The organism is Achromobacter semiaridum, from assembly GCF_053543755.1.
Genome location: NZ_JBLVOL010000047.1, coordinates 70,576 through 95,336 on the forward strand (window position 1 = coordinate 70,576; position 24,761 = coordinate 95,336).

Here is a 24,761-nt window from a genome sequence, read left to right on the forward strand (position 1 = left end):
CCCCCCCGCAACAGGATACAATCTTGGGTTTCGCCTGGAATTTTTTCCAGGCAGGCCCGTGGGCGGTTGCATCATTGCCCGGGGCTCACCCCCACTCTGACACCTGCCATGACTTCAGTCGACAATCGCGCCCGCCTTGTGCTGGGCAACTGGAAGATGCACGGCAACCTGGCCGAGAACGCCGCGTTGCTGACCGAGCTGCGCGCCGCGGATGCCGCGAGCCACTGCGAGATCGGCATCTGTGTTCCGTTTCCCTATCTGGCGCAAGCCGGCTCGGCCCTGACCGGAAGCAGCGTGTCGTGGGGCGCGCAAGACGTCAGCGCACACCAAAAAGGCGCCTACACCGGTGAAGTGTCCGGTGCGATGCTGAAAGAATTCGGTTGCCGCTGGGCATTGGCCGGCCATTCCGAGCGCCGCGTACTGCACAACGAAACCGACGAAATCGTCGCCGCCAAGGCGCAAGCCGCGTTGGCCGCCGGCCTGACCCCGGTGGTCTGCGTCGGGGAATCGCTGGCGGATCGCGAAGCAGGCAACACGCTGGCCGTCATTGAACGCCAGTTGAAGCCCGTGCTGGCGCTGGGCGCCGAATCGGTCGCCCGCATGGTCCTGGCCTACGAACCCGTCTGGGCCATCGGCACCGGCCGCACCGCCAGCCCCGAGCAGGCGCAGGAAGTTCACGGCGCCATCCGCGCCGCCCTGCGCACGCTGGGCGCGGCGCAAGTACAAGTTTTATACGGCGGTAGCGTCAAAGCTGCCAACGCCGCCAGTTTGTTCGCCATGACAGATATCGACGGGGCCCTGGTCGGCGGCGCGTCGCTAGTGGCTGAAGAATTTTTGCGTATTGCCGCCATCTAAGTTTCCGTTCCGGAGTCTGTAATGCCCTTGATGCTTAAACTTTTGCTGGCCGTCCAAGTACTTTCCGCGCTGGCTATCATCGTCCTGGTCCTGCTGCAGCAGGGCAAGGGCGCCGACATGGGGTCCGCTTTCGGTAGCGGTTCGTCCGGCAGCCTGTTCGGTGCCACTGGCGCCGCCAACTTCCTGTCGCGCGCCACCAAGTGGGCCGCCGTGGTCTTCTTCGCGTCCACCGCCGGCTTGGCCTACGTCAGCCACAAGGGCACCAGCGGCCCGGCCGTTGACTCCGGCGTGATGCAAAGCTTCCCGGCCGACCGCTCCGTGCCGCAAGTGCCGGGTGCAGCCCCCGCTGCTCCTGCCACCGGTGGTTCTTCGGTTCCGGGTGCTGCTTCGGTTCCGGCGGTGCCTGCCGCGCCGGCCAAGCCCGACGCCTCGGTGCCCACTGCCCCGGCCGCTCCGGCCAGCAAGCCGGCTGAAACGCCCGCTAAGTAAGATCGGGCAAGGTTGAAAAAGCCGGCGTGCGCGCCGGCGTTTTTATTGGATCGGCCCGAAAAATTATCCAAATTATGCAGACGATTCCCGCCACCGAGGCATGTCGGTCGCGGGTTTTTTACGCCCAGAAAATATTGAGGATTGTTCTCGTGATCGATATGCTTCGCCGACTATTTCCAATAGCCCATGGCGTGCCACGCAACGTGATGCTTCGCGCTCGGTACGCATACTAGAGGCGGGAAGGGGTCGGGAATGGCTCCGTTTTGGAAGGGATTCCGGGTTGAATAATTTCCATGCTAGAATGCTCGACTTTCTGGCACTGCCTATGGCGGTGACCGGAAATCTGGTGAAAGCCGACGTGGTGAAATTGGTAGACACGCTATCTTGAGGGGGTAGTGGCGAAAGCTGTGCGAGTTCGAGTCTCGCCGTCGGCACCAAGAATTCCTCGTAAAAAGCCCGCTGAAACGCTACGTTTCAGCGGGCTTTTTGCTTTGAGTTCGCGTTTGCTCTTGGCCTTGGACGCATGACCATTGAATGCCTCAATGCAGGTTCCCGGCAAACGCCACCACCGCCACCACGAACGTCGTGACCCCAACTGCCGCCAATCGATATGCCCGCTTCGCGGCATGCGCGTTGTTTCGGCTTAGCCCGATCAGCGTCGCCACCGTCGACCACAACCCCGTGAACGCCAGCAGCGCCAGCGTGTACACCCAATCCGACAGGTCATAGCCGCCACCCCCGATCGACACGGACGCCGACGTCCGTGGCCACAGCAACGCAATCAGTGTGCCGGCCACCACGGCAAAGACGGCAAGCCAGGCCAGAAATGCGCGGTCCTTCAGCATGGTTTCGATCCTAGGGTTTCAGTTAGGGGATGTAATGCGCACGGCAATACGCGCCAGATCCGTGATCCGGCACTGTTATAAAGGGCGTTGTGGTTTCAACAGTAGGGCAAGCTTATGTCGATTCAACAGTTGATCCGTTGCGGTGCGGCGGTGTCGCTTATCGCGATGGGTACAGGATGTTCCATGGTTGGCTTGGGAGACTCCCGTAGCAGCGAGTGTCAGTGGTATCGCAGCAGCTGCATGCACGAAGGCTCGTACGACCCGGGCGAAGAAGACTACGCCGAGGACGAGGCAAAGCGGTTGAACAAGCAGTCTTCCGACCGGCTGCGCCGCAGCTCGGGCAACTGAAGCGGCTGAACCTGCCGACGCAGCCGAGCCCCGCCCGCGCGGCAAGGGTCAGGCTTCCAGATAATGGTTACGCAAGACGTCGGCGTCTATCTTCAGCGCGTCTTGCAGATACCGGTCCATGGTGCCGTATTCCTGCTTGATGGCTTGCACCGATGCGTCCAGATACGCCGGCGCCACTTCCAGCAGCGGCATCATCACGTCTTCCTTGATGCCGCTAGCGCTGGATTTTGCCAGGATGTCCTGGAAGAACCGGGCGTTGCAGTGATTCGATTCCAGATAATTCGACAGGATATCGTCCTGCGCCACGCCCAGCGCCGATAGCAGTAAAAGCGATGCAAAGCCCGTGCGGTCCTTGCCTGCCGTGCAATGAAACAGCAGCGTCTTGCCGGTCATTGCCGTGTTCATGAAGCCGCCGAACGCGGCTTGGTAGCGCGAGGGAAACTCGCGGTAGATCTCGACCATCATGGTCGTCGCGAATGCCGGGGTGGCGTCGCGAAGGCGCGGCAGCAGGGACGCCATCGCCATATTGCCGTCCAGCACGGGCGATGCAATCCAGTGAAAGCGTTGGCCGAAGTGCGCCTCGTCGTGGGCTTTTTCGGGTTCAGCGCGAAAATCGATGACGGCTTCCAAACCCAGCGCGCCCAGCCGTTCCAGGTCGGTGGCGCTGGCCCGGCCCGGGTTGCCGCTGCGAAACAGTTTGCCCCGCCGCACGCGCCTGCCGTCGATCCCGGTCAACCCGCCCAGGTCGCGCGCATTGTGCACGTTCTCAAGCTCCAGGCGGCGTTGCATGGCCTCCGGCGTTGGCATGAATGGATCTTGTTGGCGCATGGGGGTCGGCATGGGTTCCTTCACGTGTAAACGGGTCGGACGATCGTAGCACCACCGACTCACTCACAGCGGTCATGCCACCCTTGCGCGAGGTGCGGCGTCGGCACTCGTTTCGGCAATAGCCGCCCGGGCCTAAGCCCCCAGTTTTCCCAGCAATTCAATCAGCTGCCGCTTTTCCGCCGCACCCAGTTCCTGGCTGATCCGCGCGTCATGCGCCTGCACGGCCTCTGTGATGTCGGCCAGCACGGCGCGGCCGGATTCGGTTGCTGCCAGGGAATAGGCGCGCTTATCGTGCTCGGCGTCCTGCCGTTCCACATAGCCCAGCGCTTGCAGCTGATTCACGATCTGCACGGCGCCCGACCGCGCAATGCCCTGGATGCGGGCCAGGTCCGTCAGTTTCAGGCGGGTATTTGCCGCAATCAACGTCAATGCCGAGAAGCGCTGGGGGGTGATGTCCCAGGGCGCCAATGCCGCCAGGAAGTCTTCATAGATAACGATCTGCGCACGTCGGATGGCGTAGCCGACCAGACCGTCCAGCGCGCCGTACTGGACGCCGGGAACGTGGGGCTGAAACTGCTCGCCTCGCGCGCCAGGGCGGCGGGGGCGTTGGGATGCGGCTCGTGACATGGCGGTGGCGCGGGGCAGGGTCCTGGTGTCAGGGGGCTCAACACTAATGCAGTCATGCGCGCCGCGCTACCGGATTACGGGAAATCCCCCGTGCGGAAATGGCGACGATTTTGTTATGTTGCATAACAAATAAGACCAGGAGTAGACATGCAAATCGTCATCGCCGGCGCCGGCATCGGCGGGCTGACGCTCGCGTTGATGCTGCATCGGCGCGGCATCGATTGCCGCGTATATGAAAGCGCCCAGGAACTGAAGCCGCTGGGCGTGGGCATCAACCTGCTGCCGCACGCGGTCAGCGAACTGGAACAGCTGGGGCTGATGCCCGCGCTGGCCGAACGCGCCATTGAAACGTCGCAACTGCACTACTACAACAAGTTCGGCCAGCCTATCTGGCGCGAGCCGCGTGGGGTGCAAGCCGGCTACCCCCTGCCGCAGTTCTCGGTGCACCGGGGCGAATTCCAGATGTTGCTGGCCCAAGCGGTGCGAGACCGTCTGGGCAACGACGCCATCGTGACGGGCATGGTGCTGGAATCGGCCGAGCAGGACGCGGACGGCGCCACGGCAGTGTTCCGGCGGCGCGCGGACGGATCGATGCACCGCGTGCGCGGCGACATCCTGGTGGGCGCCGACGGCATCCATTCCGCGTTGCGCCGCCAACTGCATCCGGTGGGCGATGAACCGCGCTTTTCCGGCCGCATGCTGTGGCGCGCGGTCACCGAGGCCCCGCCCTACCTGGACGGGCGCAGCATGTTCATGGCCGGTCATCAGGACCAGAAGTTTGTCTGCTACCCGATCTCTGAACCGCTGCGCCGCGAAGGGCGATCGCTGATCAACTGGATTGCCGAATTGTCCGTGCCGGGCGCCGAACTGCCGGCCACCGACTGGAACCGCCAGGTCGACAAGTCAGTGTTCGCGGACAGGTTTGCCAACTGGCGCTGGGACTGGATCGACATTCCCGCGATCATCGACGGCGCGCAAGCCATCTACGAATTCCCCTTGGTGGACCGCGACCCACTGCCGCGCTGGACACGGGGACGCGTGACGCTGTTGGGCGACGCCGCGCATCCCATGTATCCCATCGGTTCGAACGGTTCGGCGCAGGCCATACTGGACGCGCGCTGCCTGTCGGACTGGCTGGCGCAGGCGGCTGGCGGTCGGGTGCGCACGCCGGAAATCGCGTTGTTGGAATATGAGGCCGAGCGCCTGCCGCGCACCGCCGGCATCGTGCTGCGCAACCGCTTGAATGGCCCCGAACAGGTCATGCAGATGGCCGAAGAGCGGGCGCCGCAAGGTTTCACCGACATCCACGATGTGATTGCGCACGAGGAATTGGCGGCAGTATCGCTGCGCTATAAACAACTGGCGGGATTTGATCCCGCCGCCTTGAAGAAAAGCCGGGAAGCCACGCCATGAGCACCCACAACACACCGACCGACCCCGACGCTCCCCGGCTGGAACCCGTGACGACCGTGATCGTCCAGGTGGGCGCGCCGCAGGAAGTGGGCGACACGCCGCAAGGCCGCCGCCGCGTCATCCCGATTACGGGCGGCACCGCGCAAGGCCCGCGCCTGACAGGCAAGGTGCTGCCGGGCGGCGCCGATTTTCAGATGATCCGCTCGGCCACGTATACCGACATCCACGCGCGCTACGTCATCGAAACGCCCGAGGGCGATCGCGTCTACGTCGAGAATACCGGCATACGCACCGGGCAGGCGGACGACATTGCCCGTCTGGTGCGCGGCGAACCCGTGGACCCCGCCAGGATCTATTTCCGCAGCTATCCGCGCTTTGAAACGGCAGCGCCCGCATTGGGCTGGATGAACGAAAGCCTGTTCATCGGCACGGGAGCACGCTATCCCGACCGGGTCGAACTGCGCTTCTACCGCATTTGCTGAACCCGCGGCATCCGCCGCGGCATGACGATAAAAACGACTCGGAGACAACCATGACTTCAATGCTGCGCCGCCTGTTGGGCGGCTTCCTGCTGTGCGTGCCACTTGCCGCGATGGCGCAATTTCCCAATGGGCCGGTGCGGCTGAACGTGGGGTTTCCGCCCGGCACCGGGCCCGACATCGTGGCGCGCACGCTGTCGCAACATATGGGTCCGTTGCTAGGCCAAAGCGTGGTCGTGGAAAACAAGGTGGGCGCGGGCGGGCAGATCGCCGCGCAGACCGTGGCGCGCAGCCCGGCCGACGGCCAGACAATTCTGCTGGGCGAAGTTGGCTCCATCAGCATCTCGCCCGCCACCTACCGCAACCTGAACTACGATCCGCCGCGCGACTTCGCGCCGATCTCTGAAGTTGTGCGCGCCGACTTCGTGCTGGTCGTGCCGGCCGACTCCCCGTATCAGGACCTGACGGCGTTTATCGACGGCGCTAAGAAGGCGTCCGATCGCATCAACTTCGCCACTTTCGGGGCGGGTACGCCGGGCCACTTTGGCGCCGAGCTGTTTGCGCGCGAAGCGGGCATGAAGATCGAGGCCATCCACTACCGCTCGACGGGCGACGCGGTGTCCGGCCTGGTGTCCGGCGCGGTGCAGGCCGCGTTCGTGACGACCGCGCTGGCCGTGCCGCAAGTGCAGGGCGGCAAGCTGCGCGCCTTGGCCATCACCGGCGCGCAGCGCTCGCCCGCGCTGTCGGCGGTGCCGACCTTTGCCGAACGCAGCCTGCCCGCCGTGAACTTCGGCGCGTGGTTCGCGCTGTTCGCGCCCGCCGGCACGCCGGATGCGGTACTGGACCGCCTGCAAAAGGACAGCGCCGCCGCGCTGCGTCAGCCCGCTGCCGTACGCAGCCTGGCCGAGGCCGGCTTCGTGGTGGTGGGGTCCGACCGCCAGACGCTGCAAGCGTTGTTGACCACCGAATCCAAGCGCTGGAGCGATGTGGTGAAGGCCACGGGTTTCCGCGCCGACTGATCGTTGCCGGCCCCCCGTTTGCCGGCATCCCGTTGCCGGCATCCCGTTGCGGGCATCCCGTTGCCGGCATCCCGTTGCGTGGCCGAAAGCCATCACGGCGCCATCAGCGCTTCGGCCTGATAGGCGTCGTGCAGCAATGCCATGAACACGGGCGCGTCAGGCATCGCGGTGTCACCGATACGCCTCACCGCGACGCCGGGCGTCCAGGAGTTCATCACGGCGGCCCCCGCCATGGCCGGCAGGTCGGCCAACGTCACGGGCTGCACCCGCTGCGGTATCTGCCTGTCGTGCAGCTGCCGCTGCACGATGCCCATCGTCGTGCCGGTCAGCATTTGGGCATCGGGCCACACCACGGCCTGCCCATCCCAGAACGCAAGGTTCCAGATGGACGCCTCGCTCAAACGACCCTGCTGATCGACGAAGGCTGCGTCGTCGGCGCCTTGTCGGGCCGCCTGCCGCAACAGATACGTCTTGGCGACTTCGCCCACATGCTTCACGGCTGGCAGCATCCGCTCGTGCTGCATCGCCGCCAACGACAGGGGCCCGGGGGGCCCGTTTGACGGCGGCCCGGTCCGTACCAGAATGTCCAGCGGGGTATCGCCTTGGGCAACGGTGAATTCGCCGGCTGGGGAATAGACGGTGGCGACCAGGGATAAGTCCTCGGGGCTGGCGCCGATGGCCGAACGCAGCGCATCCACGATGGCGGTATCGGGCAACGCCTGCCCGAACATCGTCAGCGAGGCCGCGCGCAAACGTGCCAAGTGCAGGTCCAGGCCCCTGAGCCGTCCGCCGCGTACCTGCATCGCGGTGAAGTGGGCGTAGCCGGCAAACGCCAGCGGGGCCAGGTCGGCGGCGGTGGCGGGCAGGCCGTTGCGTTGCGTGACATAGGGAAAACTATCTAGGGCGGGCATGAAGGACATCCGGGCTGATCATCAAGTTTCGCCACTATCCTGCATTGCCATTACCAGGGGAAACGAGTTATTTTCACGCCATTATCAAATTTGGCTTGAAGATCATGAATCGCCTGCTGCCCGGCACCCGTGCTCTGCGTACCTTAGAGGCGGCAGCGCGTCACCTGAACTTCACGCGCGCCGCCGACGAACTTGGGCTGACCCCGGCAGCCGTCAGCTATCAAATCAAAGAGATCGAAGAACAACTGGGCGTGGTGCTATTCACGCGCACCAGCCGCAGCATTCAATTGACGCCTGCCGGCACTGTGCTCTTCGACGCCGCTGCCGACGCGTTGCACACGTTGCAGCAGGCAGTGTCCAAGGCGCGACGGCTGACGCGGGGCGATGCCCAACTGCGGCTGTCAGTGGGCGCGCGCTTTGCCACGCAATGGCTGTTGCCGCGCCTGCCTCAGTTTCAGGCCGAACACCCCGGCTTGGCATTGACGTTCGACATCAGCGATGCCGTGCGTGACTTTGCCGCTGATGATGTGGACGCTGCCATCCGATTCGGCGCGGGCGCATACCCGGGCGCGCAGTCCCATCGGCTTTTTCATACCGTCGTCGTTCCCGTGTGCAGCCCGGCGCTGTTGCAATCTGGCCGCCCATTGGGTCGCCCGCGGGACTTGTTCAACCACACGTTGTGCTACGTAGACTGCCGGCCCGGCGGCATTGTCTGGCCGAACTGGCCGATGTGGATGGCGGCGGCAGGCGTTGATGGCTTCGACGATAGCCGTAGCGTCGCCTTCGCGGAATCCAGCCACGTGGTGCAAGCCGTGATGGACGGCGCGGCAGTGGGCTTGGTGGAATGGGAACTGGTCGAGCGCGACGTGCAAGCCGGCCGCCTGATCCGGCTGTTCGAAGTGGGGGTTCGGGTGGCGCCGGAATACGCCTATCACTTGGTGTATCCGGCGGCCAGCGCGTCCGACCCCCGGGTATGCGCATTGCGGGATTGGATGCTGCGGACCGTCAGCGGCGCGGATGTCATCAAACAGCACTATCAACCCGGCTCGTTCCACGAATAGAACAGTTTGTTCCGTCCAGAATCGGCCGTTTTGGCCCTTTTGCTAGTGCGCGTGTCATGGTTCGGCCGTTAGAATTCGTTCCCATATCACCCCCTATCTACCAGTCGAAAGGTCAAGTCCCATGAGCAACGCTTATCTCGAGGCACTCAAGAAGCGCCGTACGCAGTATTCGCTGGGCCGTAATGTGTCGGCCTCCAAAGAAGAACTGGCCAGCCTGATCCAGGAAGCCATCAAGCAAAGCCCTTCGTCGTTCAACTCGCAAAGCTCGCGCGCCGTCATTCTGTTTGGCGATGAAAGCGTGAAGCTGTGGGACCTGACCATCGAAGAAGTGCGCAAGGTGGCGCCCGCCGAAGGTTTCGACAAGACCGAAGCCAAGCTCAAGAGCTTTGCCGCCGGCGTGGGCACCGTGCTGTTCTTCGAAGACCAGGACGTGGTGCGCAGCTTGCAGGAAAAATTCGCGCTGTACGCCGACAACTTCCCGGTGTGGTCCGAGCAGTCGGGCGGCATGGCTCAACTGTCCACCTGGGCAGCCCTGGCCAACGCCAACGTCGGCGCCAGCTTGCAGCATTACAACCCGCTGATCGACGGCGTGGTCGCGCGTGAATGGAACGTGCCGGCTTCGTGGAAGCTGCGCGCGCAAATGCCGTTCGGCTCCAACGAGAACGGTTTTGGCGACAAGCCTTTCATGGACGACGCCGAGCGTTTTCGCGTGGTTGGCTGATTGCCCCTGACCTGAATCAGGCGCCGGTCGCCTGATCAAAAACGTCCTGCAAGCCCGCACTTCCGACAAAGGAAGCGCGGGCTTTTTCGTGGGGCGGTGCAAATTGTCGACAAGTGCATAATGGTCGTTTGTCCCGCCCGACCCATGTGGGCCGGGCAGCAATGCCGCGCGGCAGCAAGCGCGCCTTGAAGGAGAGATGCCTTATGGATCCGATACTTGCCGGGCTGTCCAAATCCTTGCCTCAGGCCAAGACGGTCGAGCAATTGACCCGCCCGCTGCTGGACATGCTGGGCAGCGTGACGGGATTGGAATCCACGTATCTGACCGAGATCGATCTGAAGGCGGATTTGCAGCATGTGCGCTACGCCCGCAACGTGGGCGATTTACAGATCCCCGAAGGCTTGTCCGTGCCATGGTCGGACACGCTGTGCAAGCGTGCCCTGGAAGGCGGGCGCTTGTGCACCAGCGATGTGGCCAATTGTTGGCCGGATTCCGAAGCCGCGCGCCAGCTGGGCATCCAAACCTACGTCAGCGCGCCCGTGCGTACCGACGACGGCCAGCTGTTGGGCACGCTGTGCGCCGCCAGCGCGCGCCAGTTGCAACTGGCACCGCAGGCCGAGTCCGTGTTGAAGCTGTTCTCCAACGTGATCGCCAACTTCCTGCAACGCGAAATGTTGATGGAACAACTGCACTCGGCCAACGTCCAGCTGATGTCCTACGCGATGACGGACCCGCTGACCGGCCTGCCGAACCGCCGTGCGCTATACGAAGAGCTTGAGCGCCTGGAACAGCGTGCGCTGCGCGAAGGCGGCAGCGTGTTGGTGGGCGTGATCGACCTGGACGGTTTCAAGGGCATCAACGACACGTACGGCCATCAGCAGGGGGATGTGTTTCTGCAAGAGATCGCACGCCGCGTCGCCGCCGCCTTACGCACGTCCGACATGCTGGGTCGCATCGGTGGCGACGAATTCGTACTGGTGGGGCCGGGGCCGGCGCTGGATCGCATGGACACCACGGCAGGCGCCGCCGCGCAACGCGGTGACGCCATGGAAGCCGCGCGGTCCCTGGAAGAACGCGCGACGGCGGCCACGATAGGGCGTTACCAACTGGGCGACGCCGCGGTGTCTTATGAAGGCGCCAGCGTCGGCGTGGTGGCCGTGGACCCGCGCGGCCTGGACGCCGAGGCGGCGGTCCGGCTGGCCGATGCACGCATGTACGAGATCAAGCGCGCGCGCAAAGCGGCGCGCACGATCCATTAAGAATCACCGATAGGCCCGCTCGGCCGCCGACCACTTCAACGTCTTGCGCCACTTGCCACCTTGCTGGCGCAGTTGCAGGTCAAAGTAGCCGTCCGTCTTCTCCGGCAGCACCACCAGGATGTTGCTGGCGTCGGACATGTCGTGATCGCGGGTGCCGTCGGGATGCCAGTCGCCCGCGATGGACTTGAAGAAGGACATGGGCTGGGCGAACACCACGCGCAGGGTAGGGCCGTCGATGTGGAACAGGTACAGGGCCTCGAAGTTGGCGCCGCCGCCTGAATAGCCTTCGCTCCATCCGGCGCGCACGCCGAAGGCCACGGCGCCGGGGGCGATTTTGTAGGCCGCCAGGTCGAAGCGTTTCCATTCGGTGGGCACCGACAGCACCGGGGCGTTGGCGTCTTCCGTTGCCACATCCTGGGGCAAGTCGATGTCGGTATCGCGCCAGTCGGTGGGCGTCTTGACGGGGCCGTTGGTGCGCGCCAGCAACGTGGGGGCCGCGCCCGGCGTCGTGCCGAACACGCCGAACCAGACGCCGTTCTTGTCGTCGTCGCTGGACAGGTCGGCGCATTCGCCGCCGCCGTATTTGATCAGCTGCGCCGCGCGTTCGGGCGTGGACGCCAGGCAGACCATTGCGACAAATGTGCCCGGGCGCTGCCCCCAGGGCTTTGCGCCGGCCACCAGCAGCCGCTTGGGGTCTTGGCCCGGGGCCAATTGCTGCACCAGGAATTCACGCGTGAAACCGTCGGGCAGCGCAACGCCTAACCCGTCGGGTTGGGGCGCGCCACTCATCTGGCTGTCGTACATTCGGCGGGCGTCTTCCGTCTGGATGGCGCCGCGCGCCTTGTCCAGCGACGGCACCGTCGTGTCTGCCCATGCTTGCGGCACATACGACGCGCAGGCCAACAGGGGGGTCAACAGTAGCGAGGCGAATCGGATGCGCATGGGTAAGGGTAGCGTGTTGGGGGTTGAGGAAGCCGGCGCAGAATAGCGCGGGTGCACGTTTCAGAACGTTGAACTCTGTTTCTATTTTGTAAGTTGATTTCATGCAGAATGGCACGCCGGGTGTCCGGCGCCACGCCCAAGCGCGGGCTTACGCAAAGAGAGAAGACGCAATGACATTGGCACGTTTCGCACTGAACGCAGTAAAGAGCGTTTTTTTGGCCGGTATGTTCGCGTTGTCCGCGCCGGCGATGGCCATCAATTGCGCCAAGGCGAACACCGCCGTCGACAAGCTGATCTGCGCCGATAAGGCCACGGTGGCGGCCGATGCGAACCTGAATCGCGCTTACCAGGCAATCTTGAAACAGGCGCCCGACGACGGCATCCGAGCGATGCTGATCGCGAGCCAGAAGCGGTGGCTGGCGGCGCGCGATCGTGCGCTTGACCGCTTGCTTGGCGACCCGGACACCGTGCCCAATGACAAGACCGCCGGTGAGATCGCGCGCGAGCTGATCGAGAACCGCAGCGCGCAATTCACGGAAACCGGCAAAGGCGCCACCACGCCCACGATCATACGTAGAGCGGTCGAGCAGCAAAAATTTCAATCGCAATTCACGGGCGGCGCGTTCGCCGGCTATTGGACGACTTGCGACGTGTTGCCGCACGATTATGTCGACTACGAGTGCTTCGCAATCCGTCATTACCAAAACAATGACCGCGTGTGCTCGGTGGACGAATCCTGGGCGTCGGGCGCCGTCTACACCAAACGCTACGTCGCCAACGTGGTTGATGGAAAACCGCGCGTCATCGCGTCGTGCTCGTTCAATAGCGCCGACGAAGCCTGCGCGACGGTCGCGGACACGAAGGCGAATTGGAACAGGCATCCCGAGCCACCAAAGTACGTGTATGCCGACGAGCCGCTGCCCAAGCTGGATGGCGAGATCGATGCGTCGGACGATGCGGAATGGGTGCAGGCCTGCCTGACCGACCCGGCGTATCCGCCGGCGCAATAACCGGGCGTCGGGGGCGCGCACATGGGGCGCGCTCGGGCGCTCAGGCCGGATTTCATCGATATTCAAACCGATACGCAAAACTTGCTGTTTCCAGAAGGCAGGGGCGTCATCGCGCCTTAAAATCCGGCATTGCAGATTTTCGCTGCCGGCATCGGCCCGCGCGGAACGAACCGAGAGATATCGATGGATAAGCGACAAGACCTGGAACCTCCGGCGATCCAGGAGGGCGCGGCCCAGACCGGCGCGGAGCAAACCGGCGCGTTGCGGATCGACGTGGTGCATGCTGACGTGCTGCATGCCACGGCGTCTGGCGCGCTGGATGCTATCGACGCCGAGGCGCCCGACGTCATCGATGCTACCGACGCCGCCACCACCGCCATCGCGACCATCGCAACCATCGCCACCACCGCCATCGACGCCATCGCCATCGACATCGAAGCCGATCCCACGCTGGGCTACGCCTCGATTCAGAACGCGGTGCCCATCGTACGTACGTTGCGCGTGACGAACCGCTCGGCGCACACTTTCGAGAACATTGAAGTCCGGCTGCGCTGCAACCCCGCCTTTGCCCATCCTGTAACGCTGCGCTTTGACGCGCTGGTGCCGGGGGAAATCCGCCGTATTTCGCCGCTGGACCTGACGCCAGACCACAGCTACGTAGCTGATCTGCAAGAGGCCGTGCGCGCCAGTATTGATGTCGTGGTGCAGTCAGCCTCGCAAGAACTGGGGCGGGCCTCGCAACCGATATCCGTGTTGGCGTATGACCAATGGGCCGGCACGCGCGCCCTGCCGGAATTGCTGGCCGCGTTTTCCATGCCGAATAATCCTGCCGTGGATGGGCTGATCGGCAAGGCATCCAAACTGCTGCGCGCACAGTACGCCGACCTGCAAATGAACGGCTACCAGTCCAAAAGCCGCGACGTCGTCTGGAAGCAGGTCTCCGCCATCTACAGCACACTGGCCGCTGAATCGCTGCATTACGCCGAACCGCCCGCTTCTTTCGGCGTGGACGGGCAGAAGATCCGCACGCCGGATCGCATCCTGGACGCGCGCGTCGCAACGTGCCTGGACCTGGCGATGCTGTTCTCGTCCTGCCTGGAGCAGGCGGGATTGCGCCCGGTGATTCTGATGAAGGACGGGCACGCGTGGGTAGGCGTGTGGCTGCATCAAGCGTGTTTTGCGGACCCGCTGACGGACGATGTGCAGGCGATAAGAAAGCGCGTGGACAGCGGCGAATTCCTGGTCTTCGAAACGACCGGCATCGCGCAGCATCCCAACTTCCGCCCGTCATTGCGGCGCGCGTTGGAGCAGGGCGCGGCGCATCTGCGCGAAGAAAACACCTTCCGCTACGCCATCGACGTGCACCGCGCGCGTGAGTTGCAGATCAAACCGCTGCCCTCGCGCGGGGTGTCGGTGGCGCCCACGGACGCCGATGACGTCGAGCGTCCCGCTGCCATCGAGCCCACGCCCGAGCTGCCGCCGCTGGACCCGGAGTTCGTGATCAGCCTGGAGCCCGCCGACGACACGCCGGAAGGGCGGCTGGCCAAGTGGAAGTCGCGCCTGCTGGACCTGACGCTGCGCAACCGGCTGCTGAACTTCAAGCTGACCAAATCCACCTTGCCGCTTGTGGTGCCCGACCTGGCAAAACTGGAAGACGCCATCGTCGACGGCAGCGAATTCCGCATTCGTCCGCTGCCCGCCGCGTTGATGGACGGCAGCGACCCGCGCGTTGCCGAGGTGCATGTGGGCCGGGGCGGCCGCGCGCCGCTGGACGACATGGCGCTGGACGCGCTGGGCAACAAGGAACTGATCGCCCGCGTCACCCAGGAAGCGCTGGACGCCAACCTGCTGACGATCTTCGGCGCGGCGCGCATCGGCCTGGAAGAGGGCGGCGCCAACACGCTGTACCTGGCGATGGGCATGCTGCGCTGGACGGAAAGCCCCGGTGCGGAAAGCGCGCATCTGGCGCCGCTGATCCTGGTGCCGGTGTCGCTGCAACGGCAGTCGGTGCGCAGCGGCTTTCGCCTGGTCCGCCACGACGACGAGACCATCATTAACCCCACGTTGCTGCAAATGCTGCGCAACAACTACGAACTGCGCATTCCGGGGCTGGACGTTTTGCCCGCGGACGACAAGGGCGTGGACGTGGCCCGGGTGTTGCAGGCGTTCCGCTTGGCCGTGCGGGAAATCGCCGGCTGGGAGGTGCTGGAACAGGTGCATCTGGGCATTTTCTCGTTCACCAAATACCTGATGTGGAAGGACTTGCAGGATCGGACCGAGCAGCTCAAAGCCAACCGCGTCGTCAAACATCTGATCGACCACCCCGGTCAGGCGTTTGCCAAAGAGCCTTTCGACCAGCGCTTTGATCGCCTGGACGACAGCTACCGGCCTGAAGACCTGCTGACGCCGCTGCTGTCCGATTCGTCGCAACTGAAAGCGATCTGTGCGGTGGACGCGGGCCGTGACCTGGTGTTGGAAGGACCGCCCGGCACGGGCAAAAGCCAGACCATCACGAACCTGATCGCGCATCTGCTGGCGCGCGGCAAGACGGTGCTGTTCGTCTCGGAAAAAATGGCCGCGCTGGAAGTGGTGCATCGCCGGTTGGCCAATATCGGGCTGGGCCCGTTCTGTCTGGAATTGCATTCTTCCAAGGCGCGTAAATCCGAGGTCTTGCTACAGCTGGGCCGTGCCCTGGACCACAGCGGGCAGCGCACCAGCGACGATTGGGCGCGCGAGGCCGAACGCCTGAGCGTGCTGCGCCAGGATTTGAACGGGCTGGTCGATGCGCTGCACCACGCGCATGCCAACGGCCTGACGGTTTATGACGCCATCGGCACCTGCATACAGAACGCGGGCAAGGAGCCGTCGCCGATGTTCTGGGCCGACGCGCAGGCGCATCAATACAAAGACCTTGCGCAGCTGCGTGAGACCGCGCGCCGCATGTCGACCTTGTCCAAGGAACTGGGCGTGCTGCACGGCCATCCGCTGGCGCATATCGGCATGGCCGAATGGAGCCCCAGCTGGCAAGACGCGTTACTCGAGGCGGCCCGGGTGCTGGACCAGGCGGTGGCAAGCTTGCAGGCGCAGGCGGCTGCCGTGGGTGATGGGCTGGGTGTGCCGGCGCGGGGCTTGAGTCTGAACGCCTATGCGCGTCTGGATACGCTGGCTGACATGCTGCTCGCCGCGCCCCAGGTGCCCGCGGGTCTGGCCACGCAGGCGCACGACCCCGCCGCCCGTTTTCAGGTGCAGGCGCTGGTGCGTCATGGCCAGGCGCGCAACACGCATTGGGCGCAGGTGGGCGGCCAATGGACCGCGCAATTGGCCGAGCTGGATGCCAATACGCTCAAGGCTGAGTGGCTGTCCGCCTGCTCGGCATGGTGGCCGAAGTCTGTCTTCGCCAAGGGCGGTATCCGCAAGCGGCTGGCGGGCTATCGCACGGACGGCCAGCGGCCGGACGAGGCGTCGATTACCGCCATGCTGGCGCCCTTGGCGCGGGTGAACATCGAAGACCGCGAACTTGCTGCGTTGAAGGCGGACGCGCAGCGCTTGCTGCAAGAGCGCTACACGGGGCTGGCCACGGATTGGGAGCAGGTGCAGCGGCATGAGCAATGGGCCGAGCGCTTTGCCGATGCGGTCACGCAGGCGGCGGGCGACCCGGTGTCGGCAGCGGACCTGCGCACCCGGCTGCAAGCACTCGTGGGCCAGAACCGAGCCTTGCTGCAACCTGGGGCACCGTTGGGCAGGGCTTTGCTGGCCTATCGGGATGCGTGGCGCGGCCTGCAAGATGGTTTGGCGCACGTGGATGCGCTGGCCAAACCGCCCGAAGCGCTGGCGGGCGCGCCGGACGCCAACGGTGCGCTTGAACGCATTCAGGGTGTACTGGCGGGCTGGCGCCACAACAGACAATTCCTGATGCCGTGGTGCGTGTGGCGTCAGGCGCGCGAGCAGGCCATAGCGATGCAACTGCAAGGCCTGGTCGCATCCCTGGAGCAGGGCCGTGTTCCGCTGGAGCAGGTCGAAGCGCATTTTGAATTCAGCTATCGCAACTGGTGGGTCAAGAAGGTCATTGACCATACGCCCGTGCTGCGCGCGTTTTCCAGCGCGGACCACGAACGCAAGATCCGGGAATTCCGCGACGCAGACGACCGCTTCCAGACGCTGACGTCGGCCTACATCGCGGCCGTGCTGGCTGCCAAAGTGCCCGATGGCAACGGCGTGCTGGTCAGCCCGGATAGCGAGCTAGGCCTGCTGCGCCGCGAACTGCAAAAAAAGACGCGCCACGTTCCCGTGCGCCAGCTGATGCAGCGCTTGCCGTCGCTGCTGCCCAAGCTAAAGCCATGCCTGCTGATGTCGCCGTTATCGGTGGCGCAGTATCTGGATGCGGGGCATTCGCAGTTTGACGTCGTGGTGTTTGACGAGGCCTCGCAGATTCCGGTCTGGGACTCGGTAGGCGCTATCGCGCGCGGCCAGCAAGTGGTGGTGGTGGGTGACACCAAGCAGTTGCCGCCCACCAGCTTCTTCAGCAAGTCCACGCCCGAAGACGATGGCGCGGGGGATGACGGACAGGTCGAAGACCTGGAAAGCATTCTGGATGAATGCCTGGGCGCCGACATGAACCGTTTGCGTTTGCAATGGCATTACCGCAGCAAGCACGAAAGCCTGATCACGTTCAGCAACGTGACCTATTACGACTCGCAGCTGATCACCTTTCCGTCGCCCGTGACGGATGACGTGGCCGTGCGTCTGGAAAAGGTTGCGGGCATTTACGACCGGGGCGGCAGTCGCACCAACCGCCTCGAAGCGGAAGCCATCGTGCAGGGCATCGAGCAGCATTATCTGGATAAGTCGCGCCGCCGCCAGACACTGGGCGTTGTGACCTTCAACCAGCCGCAGCAAGCCCTGATCGAAACCCTGCTGGACGCCCGCCGCCGCGCCAACGCTGAACTGGACAAGGCGATCTCGGCGCAATCCCGTGAGCCGCTTTTTATCAAGAACCTGGAGAACGTGCAGGGCGACGAGCGCGACGTTATCTATTTCTCGATCACCTTCGGTCCGGATGCCGCCGGCAAGATGACGATGAACTTCGGGCCGCTGAACGGCGAAGGCGGACACCGCCGTCTGAACGTGGCCATTTCGCGTGCGCGCGAAGGCGTGGTGATCTACAGCACGCTGATGCCGGAACAGATCGACCTGTCGCGCGTGCGCGCCACGGGTGTGCGCGACTTGAAGCACTACCTGGAATTTGCGCTGAAAGGGCCGCGCGCCTTGGTCGAGCAGTCGCTGCCGACCGGCCGCGAACCCGATAGCCCTTTTGAAACGCAAGTCATCAAAGTGCTGCGCGACCATGGCTGGGTAGTGCACCCGCAGGTGGGCTGCTCGGGCTACCGCATCGACATGGGCGTGGTCGACCCGCGCGCGCCGGGACGCTATCTGATGGGTATCGAATGCGACGGCCGCGCGTATCACTCGGGCGCCACCGCGCGGGATCGCGATCGTTTGCGGCAGGTGGTGCTTGAAGGGCTGGGCTGGACGCTGCATCGGGTGTGGTCCACCGATTGGTGGATCAACGCCGAACGCGAAGTGCAGAAGATGCTTGCCCGCTTGAACGCGGAGCTGGAACGCACGGTGGAGGACGAATCGCCCGTCGAATTCGTGATCACCACAGAGGAAGGCGATACCGCCAGGCCGCCGGCAGACGGCGTAACCCCGCGTGGCGTTGCGCCCTATCGCGTGGCGGACTTGAGCGCTGCCCCGGAGGGCCCTGACGCGTTCTACAGCCGCGCCAATAACGCGCGGTTGGCGGAACAATTGCGCTTGGTGATTGACACGGAAGGCCCCATCGCCGAGACGGTGCTGCACCGTAAAGTGGCCCGCGCGTGGGGCCTGGAACGCACGGGTGTCCGGATCATTGAACGGTTGCGCACGCTGACGCCGATGGACGTGGGTCAGACAGACGAAGGCGAGGCCACCTTCTATTGGCCGGCCGGCGTCAGCCCCGAAACCTGGAGCGGCTTTCGAGGGGCAAGCGACGACGACGCCACGCGCCGCCGTGTGGACGATGTCTGCATTCAAGAACTGGCGAACGGTGTCCTGCACGTACTGGCCATGACCGGCAACGCGCCGAAAGCGGATGTGATCAAGTCAGTGTGCCGGCTACTGGGCATGTCACGTACGTTGGCCGATGCGGAAGCACGCATCGGGATCGCGATAGCGGGGCTGGCGCAACGGGGCGTGGTGCAAGAGGAAATGGGGAGGTTGCAGGTGGGGTAGGGGCGTGCACCAGCGTGAGTTTTCTGTCGCTGCCCGAAGAGAGCGGGCCCTCCACAATCGGGAATGTTCCATTGCCGGTTGGGGCATGAAACCATATCGCCCGGACGTAAGGTGTCATTCTGTAATCACCAGGGCGAGACGGCAGGGTTAATGACCTCGATGTTTTGGTCCTCCGACCTCCGTATGAAAGCACGGCTCGTCAGGCGGGCAAATAGCGGGTCCGCCATTCCCATCCTTCAGCAAGATTTTGAAACCCTCTGCCCGGCGCTTGGCCTGACCCGTCCACACCACGGACGTAGAATGCCGCTTTGCTTTAAGTGCCATTCGGCTTCCAGGAACGAACCATGAAAAAAATAATTCTTCTTGCGTCCGCATGCGCCGCGCTGCTTTCCGCTTGCGCTCCGGTTTCCTCTCCCAGCGTAGGATCCTCTTCCATGCCCGACACGACTGCCGCGTCGCCCGCCAGCCAGCTGACCTTGCCCGCGTATTACTGGCGCCTGGTTTCTGCCACCGATGCATCCGGCAAGTCGATTCCGACGTTGCAGCCGGGCGTTGAGCATCAGCTGCGCCTGGCCTTCACCAACGATGCGTTGAATATCCGGGGCGGTTGCAATACGCAATTTGGCGGCTACCGCTATCAGAACGGCGTGTTGAAGGTGGATAACCTGGCCTCCACGATGAAGGCGTGCGAGCAGAGCTTGATGCAGCTGGATGCCGAGATCAATGAGCGCCTGAAGGGCGACTTGCGTGCCACGCTGTCGGGCGACACGCACGAGCCCGCGCTGGAACTGGTGGGTAAGGACGGCACCGTGCTGAAGTTTGTTGGCGAACCCACGCCGGAAACGCTGTATGGCAGCGCCGGACAGGTCATGTTCCTGGAAGTGGCCGCGAAAAAGGCCGAATGCAGCCACCCCATGATTCCCAATTACCAGTGCCTGATGGTGCGCGAACGCCGCTACAACGAAGCGGGCGTGCAGCAGCCGACGCAGGATAAATGGCATCCGCTTTATCAATCCATCGAAGGGTTCAAGCACCAGGAAGGCGTGCGTACCGTGTTGCGCGTAAAGCGCTACGACTGGAAGAACCCGCCGGCGGACGCGCCGTCCAAGGTGTATGTGCTGGATATGGTGGTGGAGCAGGACGCATCGAAGAAGTAGTCGCAAGTAGTCGCGATTACTGCAACAAAAACGCCAAGCAAAACGCCAACCAAAACCCCAACAAAAATGCCGGGCCGCCCAAGCGACCCGGCATTTTTTTGTGGCCCGCCCGTCAATTCCCCGACGGCTTGAGCGTCAGCGTATCGGCGCGTTCGCTATCCACCTTGGCGCGGGTGAACGCCATGGGGAAGTACTCGCCGGTTGCCCAGCCCTTGAGCAAGTCCTGGTAATGCGGGCTGCGCGGGTCAGCCGATTGGCCCGGCACGTTCTGCACGCGTGAATTATCCCAGTTGGCCACGTCGATCACCTGTCGATACGACGACCCGCTGATCTGCCGGAAATCGCTCTTGCGGAACGTCGCGCGATGCACCGTGTCGTTGTCGCCGCCCACGGGATAGCGCGGCGTGCCCCAGGCCTTGGCGGTGTCCGGCGGCAGCAGGCTGGCCAGGCTGTGTTCGAACTGGATGTGATGCAGTTTGCCCCACTGCCACTGCGTGGAATCCGGCCCAAGCTTGGCGCGCAATTTCTGCACGCCATCGTTCAGCGCTTGCAGCAACAGCGCGTCGCGGCCCCGATCCGGCGGCGTGCCGAAGGCGGCATCTGGCGTGGCCAGCTTTTCCAGCGTCTTGCGGGTGGACAAGTCACCGAACGCCGCGCGGCCGTTCGCGGGCACGTAAAGGTCGGACACCCGCTTGACGACCTCGGGCAACCAGAACGCGTAGACCGTGGCGGCGCGCGAATCGGTCTCCATGCGGTAGTCCCAATCCTTCAGCAGGCCCAGCGCGTCGTTCAGCGCCGGGTCGGCGGAATTGAGCGCTTTGGCATAGCCGCCCAGTGTGCGCGCGGGTATCGACAGGTTGTCGTACTGCAAGTCCTGCGATTGCTGCACCGACAGCCGGCTGCCATCGGCCAGCACTTCGCGGATACGCTGAACGCGATAGGGTTCGGCCCAGGTGCGCGCCGACATGTCCTTATAGGCGTAGTCCGCCGGCAGGTTGTATTCGTTGGCGGTGGCAACATAGCCTTCGGGCGGGTTGTACGCGCGGGGCAGGGCGCTGCCGGGCAAGACGCCGCGCCATTCGAAATCGCCATTGCCCGGCACGGGCAACATGCCCGACCAGTCGTTACGCGGGCGTATCGGCGCGATGCTGCCGCCGAACCAGCCGATGTTGCCGTCCACGTCCGCGTACACCATGTTTTCGCTGGGCGTGTAGTGCTTTTCCATGCCGGCCACGAATTCATTCCAGTTCTGCGCCTGGTTCAGGCGCAGGCTGGCCAGGTAGGCCGCCGTGCCCGGAAACTCAAGATAGGCGGCGCGCAGCGCGTACGCCTTGTGGCGTACGGGGTCTTCGTGAATCACCGGGCCGTGACGCGTGAATTTCAGCTGGCGCACCGCCGCCGCCTGGCCGCGCACGGGAATGGACTCGTCCATCTGCCGCATTTTTTCCCAGCCGCCGCGATAACGGTATTCGTTGGGGTTGGCGGGGTTGGTGTCATAGACGTACAGGTCTTCTTCGTCGCCGAAGGCGAAGATCGTCAAGCCGAAGGCGATGCGGTCGTTATGGCCCATCGACACGCCGGGCAATGACGGTTCGCCCGCGCCGATCACGTTCCAGCCCGGCGCGTTCAAGTGCACCATGTAGCGCAACGACGGCATGGTGATCGACCGGTGGGGGTCGCCGGCCAGGATGGGTTTGCCGGTGTCGGTATGCTGCCCGCCAATGGTCCAGTTATTGCTTTCGTATCGCGTCGCCATCGGATCAAAGTTCGGATCCAGTGACGCCAGCTTGCCTTCGGACAGCGCGCTGGCAAGCGCCTCGCGCTTGTCCAGGGCCAGGGGGCTTTGCGGGAAGTCCGCCGCCACAAATTTCTGCCCATCGCGCGCCAGGGCGTAGTTCGCCAAGACCGACTTGTCGATCTGCCGCACGTCCAGGCCGGCGGGCACCTGCAACGCCAAGGGCGGCTCGAAGGTGCTCAGGCCTTGCATGGCATTCAAGCCCAGGCCGGCCACCTGCTGCGCCATTTTCACTTCTTCATTCAGGTTGCGCGTCAGCCCGTAGATACGGATCAGCGAGGTCTCGGGGCGCCAATAGCCGGGCAGCGTGCCGGTCAGCTTGAACTCCGGCGGCAACTGATCGGGGTTTGCCTTCACCCAGTCCACATAGGCGTTGATGCCGGCGGCAAACGCGGTAAGGATCGCCTGGCCCTCGGGGTGATAGCTGGCGAATTCGGCCTGCATATCGCCCCGGAAAAGGAACAGGCGCGCCGCGCGGTCCTGTTCGATGAAGCGCGGCCCGAACTGCTCGGCCATCTTGCCTTCGCCTTGTCGGCGCCACAGGTCCAGCTGCCACAGCCGGTCGCGCGCGGCCGAAAAGCCTTGTGCGAAGAACAGGTCATTCTGGTTTTGTGCATAGATGTGGGACACGCCATGTCGGTCCCGCACGATTTCCACCGGCTGGCTCAGCCCGGCCATGTTGATGGTGTCCTTCTTGCCGGTCGACGCGCAACCCGCCGTCAAGGCAATCAGCCCACTCGCCAGCAATGCGGCGATCCTGCGATTAAACAAACGCATGGCTCCTCCTCCAGGTTTATTGCTTTTGTATGCCTGTGGGCCCCGGGGCTCCTGCCGCCGGGTCAACCGCGCAAGCAACTGCTAGAACTAAATCAGTTGGCGCGGCAAAACTGTTTTATTTGTTGAGATTTGGGATGGCTTGTAACGCCGCGGTCGGTTGGAAGGCCAATCGAATCTGATGGATACATGTGTGGGCCGCAAAACACAGAGTGAGCGGACCGGTGAATGGGTCCGACAACCGGGGCATCTCTCTGTTCGACGCGCAAACCGCTACGCACAATGGCCGCATCAACACAGCCATGCCGGCATGAGCCGCAGGCAAGGAGATCTGATGCAGCCCAACTTTCTGCTATTCATCACGGATCAGCAGCGTGCGGACCACGTAGGCAGTTACGGCAACGCCGTGCTGCGCACCCCGGCCCTGGACGCCCTGGCCACCCAAGGGTGGTCCGCCGACCGCTTCTACGTTGCCTCGCCGATCTGCATGCCCAACCGCGCGACGTTGATGACGGGCCGCATGCCGTCGGTGCACGGGGTGCGCCACAACGGCATCGCGCTATCGCAGCGCGCAACGACCTTTGTGGGACGGCTGCGCGACGCGGGCTATTCCACGGCGTTGATCGGCAAATCGCACCTGCAGAACATGACGGGCATCGGCCCCGCATGGCCACCGGCAGGCGCCGCCGCGACGCAAGGCGAGGCCTGGCAGCTTGATGCGGGTGACTACGACCAAGAGTGGGCTCCCAAGTGGCGAGCCGACCCGGGTCACGAGGTGCAGACGCCGTTCTACGGTTTTGACCACGTGCGCCTGGCGCTGGACCACGGCGATCAAATCGGCGGCCATTACGCGCGCTGGCTTGCCCGGCAGCATCCCGAGGCGCGGCGGCAGTGGGGGCCGGTGCACGCGTTGCCCACGCCGGACTTCATGCTGGCGCAACATCGGCAGGCGTGGCGCACTCGCGTTCCCGAAGAATGTTCCGCCACCGCCTACATCGGCGACCAAACCATCACACAGCTGCGCCGGCAGGCCGGCAGCCGTGCGCCTTTCTTCATCCAATGCTCGTTTCCCGATCCGCATCACCCGTACACGCCGCCGGGCAAGTACTGGGGCCAATATCGGCCGGAGGACGTAACGCTGCCGGTATCGTTTCACGCCAGCCGGGCTGCTCACCATCACCCGCCGCCGCACGTGGCCTGGCTGTATCGGCAGCGCGATCTGAACATGGCGGTCAAGCACACGCCCGCCGTGTTCGCCTGCACCGAACGCGAGGCGCGCGAGGCCATCGCGCTGAACTACGGGTCCATCAGCCATATCGATGCCACGATCGGCCGCATCATGCAGGCGCTGTGCGAGACCGGGCTGGACGCCAACACCGTGGTGATCTTCACCAGTGACCATGGCGACTTTTTCGGCGATCACCAGCTGCTGTTCAAGGGGCCCATCCATTACCAGGGGCTGATCCGCACCCCGTTTATCTGGCGCGACCCGCACGCAGCGCCCGCCGCGCCGCGCAGCCGGGCGCTGTGCGCCACCCCCGATGTCGCTGCCACCGTGCTGGCCCGCGCCGGGCTGCCGCCCTACAACGGCCTGCAGGGCCAGTCGATGCTGCCGCTGATGTCCGGTGCGGTCGACACGCTGCGCGACGCCGTGCTGATCGAAGAAGAGGGGCAGCGCACGATGTTCGGCTTTCCCGGCCGCACGCGGATGCGCACGCTGCAAACGGCGCGCTATCGCCTGAGCGTATATGCCGATGCGGACTGGGGCGAACTGTACGACCTGCACGAAGACCCGCACGAACTTCGCAATCTGTGGCACGACCCCGCAGCCGAGGCGCGGCGCGGTGAACTGCTGATTGCGCTTTCGCAAACAATGATCCGCCATGCGGAAACCAGCCCCCACCCCACGGCCATTGCCTGAAGCATGGCCAAAGAAACGGCGGCCTGCCGGCCGCCGC

General features: G+C 64.2%; 19 protein-coding genes and 1 tRNA gene. 14 read left to right on the forward strand and 6 right to left on the reverse strand.

The window, feature by feature from the left end:
* The first annotated feature begins 108 nt into the window (after nucleotides 1-108).
* From tpiA to ACNPP0_RS14260, 3 genes are all read left to right on the forward strand, one after another.
* Nucleotides 109-855 carry a triose-phosphate isomerase gene (gene tpiA / locus ACNPP0_RS14250; protein ID WP_332610824.1) on the forward strand — a complete coding sequence of 249 codons (747 nt, stop codon included), beginning with the start codon at nucleotides 109-111 and terminating at the stop codon, nucleotides 853-855.
* A gap of 21 nt (nucleotides 856-876) precedes the next feature.
* A complete protein-coding gene (gene secG / locus ACNPP0_RS14255) occupies nucleotides 877-1,344 on the forward strand; it encodes a preprotein translocase subunit SecG (RefSeq protein WP_448706239.1) in 468 nt (155 codons plus the stop codon).
* 352 nt (nucleotides 1,345-1,696) lie between these two features.
* Nucleotides 1,697-1,781: transfer RNA gene (locus ACNPP0_RS14260), tRNA-Leu, on the forward strand.
* Between the two features lie 102 nt (nucleotides 1,782-1,883).
* On the opposite strand, the gene ACNPP0_RS14265 is transcribed toward ACNPP0_RS14260, so the two are convergent.
* Nucleotides 1,884-2,189, reverse strand: a complete 306-nt coding sequence (locus tag ACNPP0_RS14265) for a hypothetical protein (RefSeq protein WP_448706240.1) — start codon at nucleotides 2,187-2,189, stop codon at nucleotides 1,884-1,886.
* 183 nt (nucleotides 2,190-2,372) lie between these two features.
* Between ACNPP0_RS14265 and ACNPP0_RS14270 the strand changes: the two genes are divergently transcribed.
* Nucleotides 2,373-2,537: a hypothetical protein gene (locus ACNPP0_RS14270; RefSeq protein WP_448706242.1), complete on the forward strand. Its 165-nt coding sequence runs from the start codon at nucleotides 2,373-2,375 to the stop codon at nucleotides 2,535-2,537.
* Nucleotides 2,538-2,585: 48 nt separating this feature from the next.
* Here the strand turns inward: ACNPP0_RS14270 and ACNPP0_RS14275 are convergent, their stop codons facing one another.
* Together ACNPP0_RS14275 and ACNPP0_RS14280 are read right to left on the reverse strand one after the other, a co-directional pair.
* Nucleotides 2,586-3,344 (reverse strand): tyrosine-protein phosphatase, encoded by a 759-nt coding sequence (locus ACNPP0_RS14275; RefSeq protein WP_448706243.1) that lies wholly within the window; start codon nucleotides 3,342-3,344, stop codon nucleotides 2,586-2,588.
* A 153-nt stretch (nucleotides 3,345-3,497) separates the two neighbouring features.
* Nucleotides 3,498-3,992 (reverse strand): MarR family winged helix-turn-helix transcriptional regulator, encoded by a 495-nt coding sequence (locus ACNPP0_RS14280; protein ID WP_332610816.1) that lies wholly within the window; start codon nucleotides 3,990-3,992, stop codon nucleotides 3,498-3,500.
* Between the two features lie 147 nt (nucleotides 3,993-4,139).
* Between ACNPP0_RS14280 and ACNPP0_RS14285 the strand changes: the two genes are divergently transcribed.
* From ACNPP0_RS14285 to ACNPP0_RS14295, 3 genes are read left to right on the forward strand one after another with little or no spacing between them, the layout of a single operon-like run.
* Entirely contained in the window at nucleotides 4,140-5,405 is a 1,266-nt protein-coding gene (locus ACNPP0_RS14285) for a flavin-dependent oxidoreductase (protein WP_332610814.1), read from the forward strand.
* On the forward strand, nucleotides 5,402-5,887 hold the full coding sequence (locus tag ACNPP0_RS14290) for a DUF3237 domain-containing protein (protein WP_448706244.1): 486 nt from the start codon (nucleotides 5,402-5,404) through the stop codon (nucleotides 5,885-5,887). The genes ACNPP0_RS14285 and ACNPP0_RS14290 overlap by 4 nt, the downstream gene beginning before the upstream one ends.
* A gap of 50 nt (nucleotides 5,888-5,937) precedes the next feature.
* A complete protein-coding gene (locus ACNPP0_RS14295) occupies nucleotides 5,938-6,903 on the forward strand; it encodes a Bug family tripartite tricarboxylate transporter substrate binding protein (RefSeq protein WP_448706245.1) in 966 nt (321 codons plus the stop codon).
* Nucleotides 6,904-6,995: 92 nt separating this feature from the next.
* Here ACNPP0_RS14295 and ACNPP0_RS14300 read toward each other — a convergent pair whose 3' ends face one another.
* On the reverse strand, nucleotides 6,996-7,814 hold the full coding sequence (locus tag ACNPP0_RS14300; protein WP_448706246.1) for an aminotransferase class IV family protein: 819 nt from the start codon (nucleotides 7,812-7,814) through the stop codon (nucleotides 6,996-6,998).
* A gap of 104 nt (nucleotides 7,815-7,918) precedes the next feature.
* Here ACNPP0_RS14300 and ACNPP0_RS14305 point away from each other — a divergent pair, with 104 nt between their 5' ends.
* The 3 genes from ACNPP0_RS14305 to ACNPP0_RS14315 all read left to right on the forward strand — a co-directional run bounded on the left by ACNPP0_RS14305 (nucleotide 7,919) and on the right by ACNPP0_RS14315 (nucleotide 10,855).
* Entirely contained in the window at nucleotides 7,919-8,875 is a 957-nt protein-coding gene (locus ACNPP0_RS14305; protein ID WP_448706247.1) for a LysR substrate-binding domain-containing protein, read from the forward strand.
* 121 nt (nucleotides 8,876-8,996) lie between these two features.
* Entirely contained in the window at nucleotides 8,997-9,596 is a 600-nt protein-coding gene (locus ACNPP0_RS14310) for a nitroreductase family protein (protein ID WP_332610806.1), read from the forward strand.
* 203 nt (nucleotides 9,597-9,799) lie between these two features.
* Entirely contained in the window at nucleotides 9,800-10,855 is a 1,056-nt protein-coding gene (locus tag ACNPP0_RS14315; protein WP_332610804.1) for a sensor domain-containing diguanylate cyclase, read from the forward strand.
* A 3-nt stretch (nucleotides 10,856-10,858) separates the two neighbouring features.
* Here ACNPP0_RS14315 and ACNPP0_RS14320 read toward each other — a convergent pair whose 3' ends face one another.
* Nucleotides 10,859-11,797: a DUF2059 domain-containing protein gene (locus ACNPP0_RS14320; protein ID WP_332610802.1), complete on the reverse strand. Its 939-nt coding sequence runs from the start codon at nucleotides 11,795-11,797 to the stop codon at nucleotides 10,859-10,861.
* A 101-nt stretch (nucleotides 11,798-11,898) separates the two neighbouring features.
* On the opposite strand from ACNPP0_RS14320, the gene ACNPP0_RS14325 reads away from it, so the two are divergent.
* The 3 genes from ACNPP0_RS14325 to ACNPP0_RS14335 all read left to right on the forward strand — a co-directional run bounded on the left by ACNPP0_RS14325 (nucleotide 11,899) and on the right by ACNPP0_RS14335 (nucleotide 20,234).
* Entirely contained in the window at nucleotides 11,899-12,807 is a 909-nt protein-coding gene (locus tag ACNPP0_RS14325) for a lysozyme inhibitor LprI family protein (protein WP_448706248.1), read from the forward strand.
* A gap of 183 nt (nucleotides 12,808-12,990) precedes the next feature.
* The gene (gene proA / locus ACNPP0_RS14330; protein ID WP_448706249.1) at nucleotides 12,991-19,077 is read left to right on the forward strand and encodes an anti-phage protein ProA; all 6,087 of its coding nucleotides are present in this window, start codon (nucleotides 12,991-12,993) and stop codon (nucleotides 19,075-19,077) included.
* Between the two features lie 434 nt (nucleotides 19,078-19,511).
* Nucleotides 19,512-20,234 carry a DUF4377 domain-containing protein gene (locus ACNPP0_RS14335; protein WP_332610798.1) on the forward strand — a complete coding sequence of 241 codons (723 nt, stop codon included), beginning with the start codon at nucleotides 19,512-19,514 and terminating at the stop codon, nucleotides 20,232-20,234.
* A gap of 112 nt (nucleotides 20,235-20,346) precedes the next feature.
* Here ACNPP0_RS14335 and ACNPP0_RS14340 read toward each other — a convergent pair whose 3' ends face one another.
* Nucleotides 20,347-22,806 carry a penicillin acylase family protein gene (locus tag ACNPP0_RS14340; protein ID WP_448706251.1) on the reverse strand — a complete coding sequence of 820 codons (2,460 nt, stop codon included), beginning with the start codon at nucleotides 22,804-22,806 and terminating at the stop codon, nucleotides 20,347-20,349.
* 331 nt (nucleotides 22,807-23,137) lie between these two features.
* On the opposite strand from ACNPP0_RS14340, the gene ACNPP0_RS14345 reads away from it, so the two are divergent.
* Nucleotides 23,138-24,724 carry a sulfatase family protein gene (locus ACNPP0_RS14345; protein WP_448706252.1) on the forward strand — a complete coding sequence of 529 codons (1,587 nt, stop codon included), beginning with the start codon at nucleotides 23,138-23,140 and terminating at the stop codon, nucleotides 24,722-24,724.
* The last annotated feature ends 37 nt before the right edge of the window (nucleotides 24,725-24,761 follow it).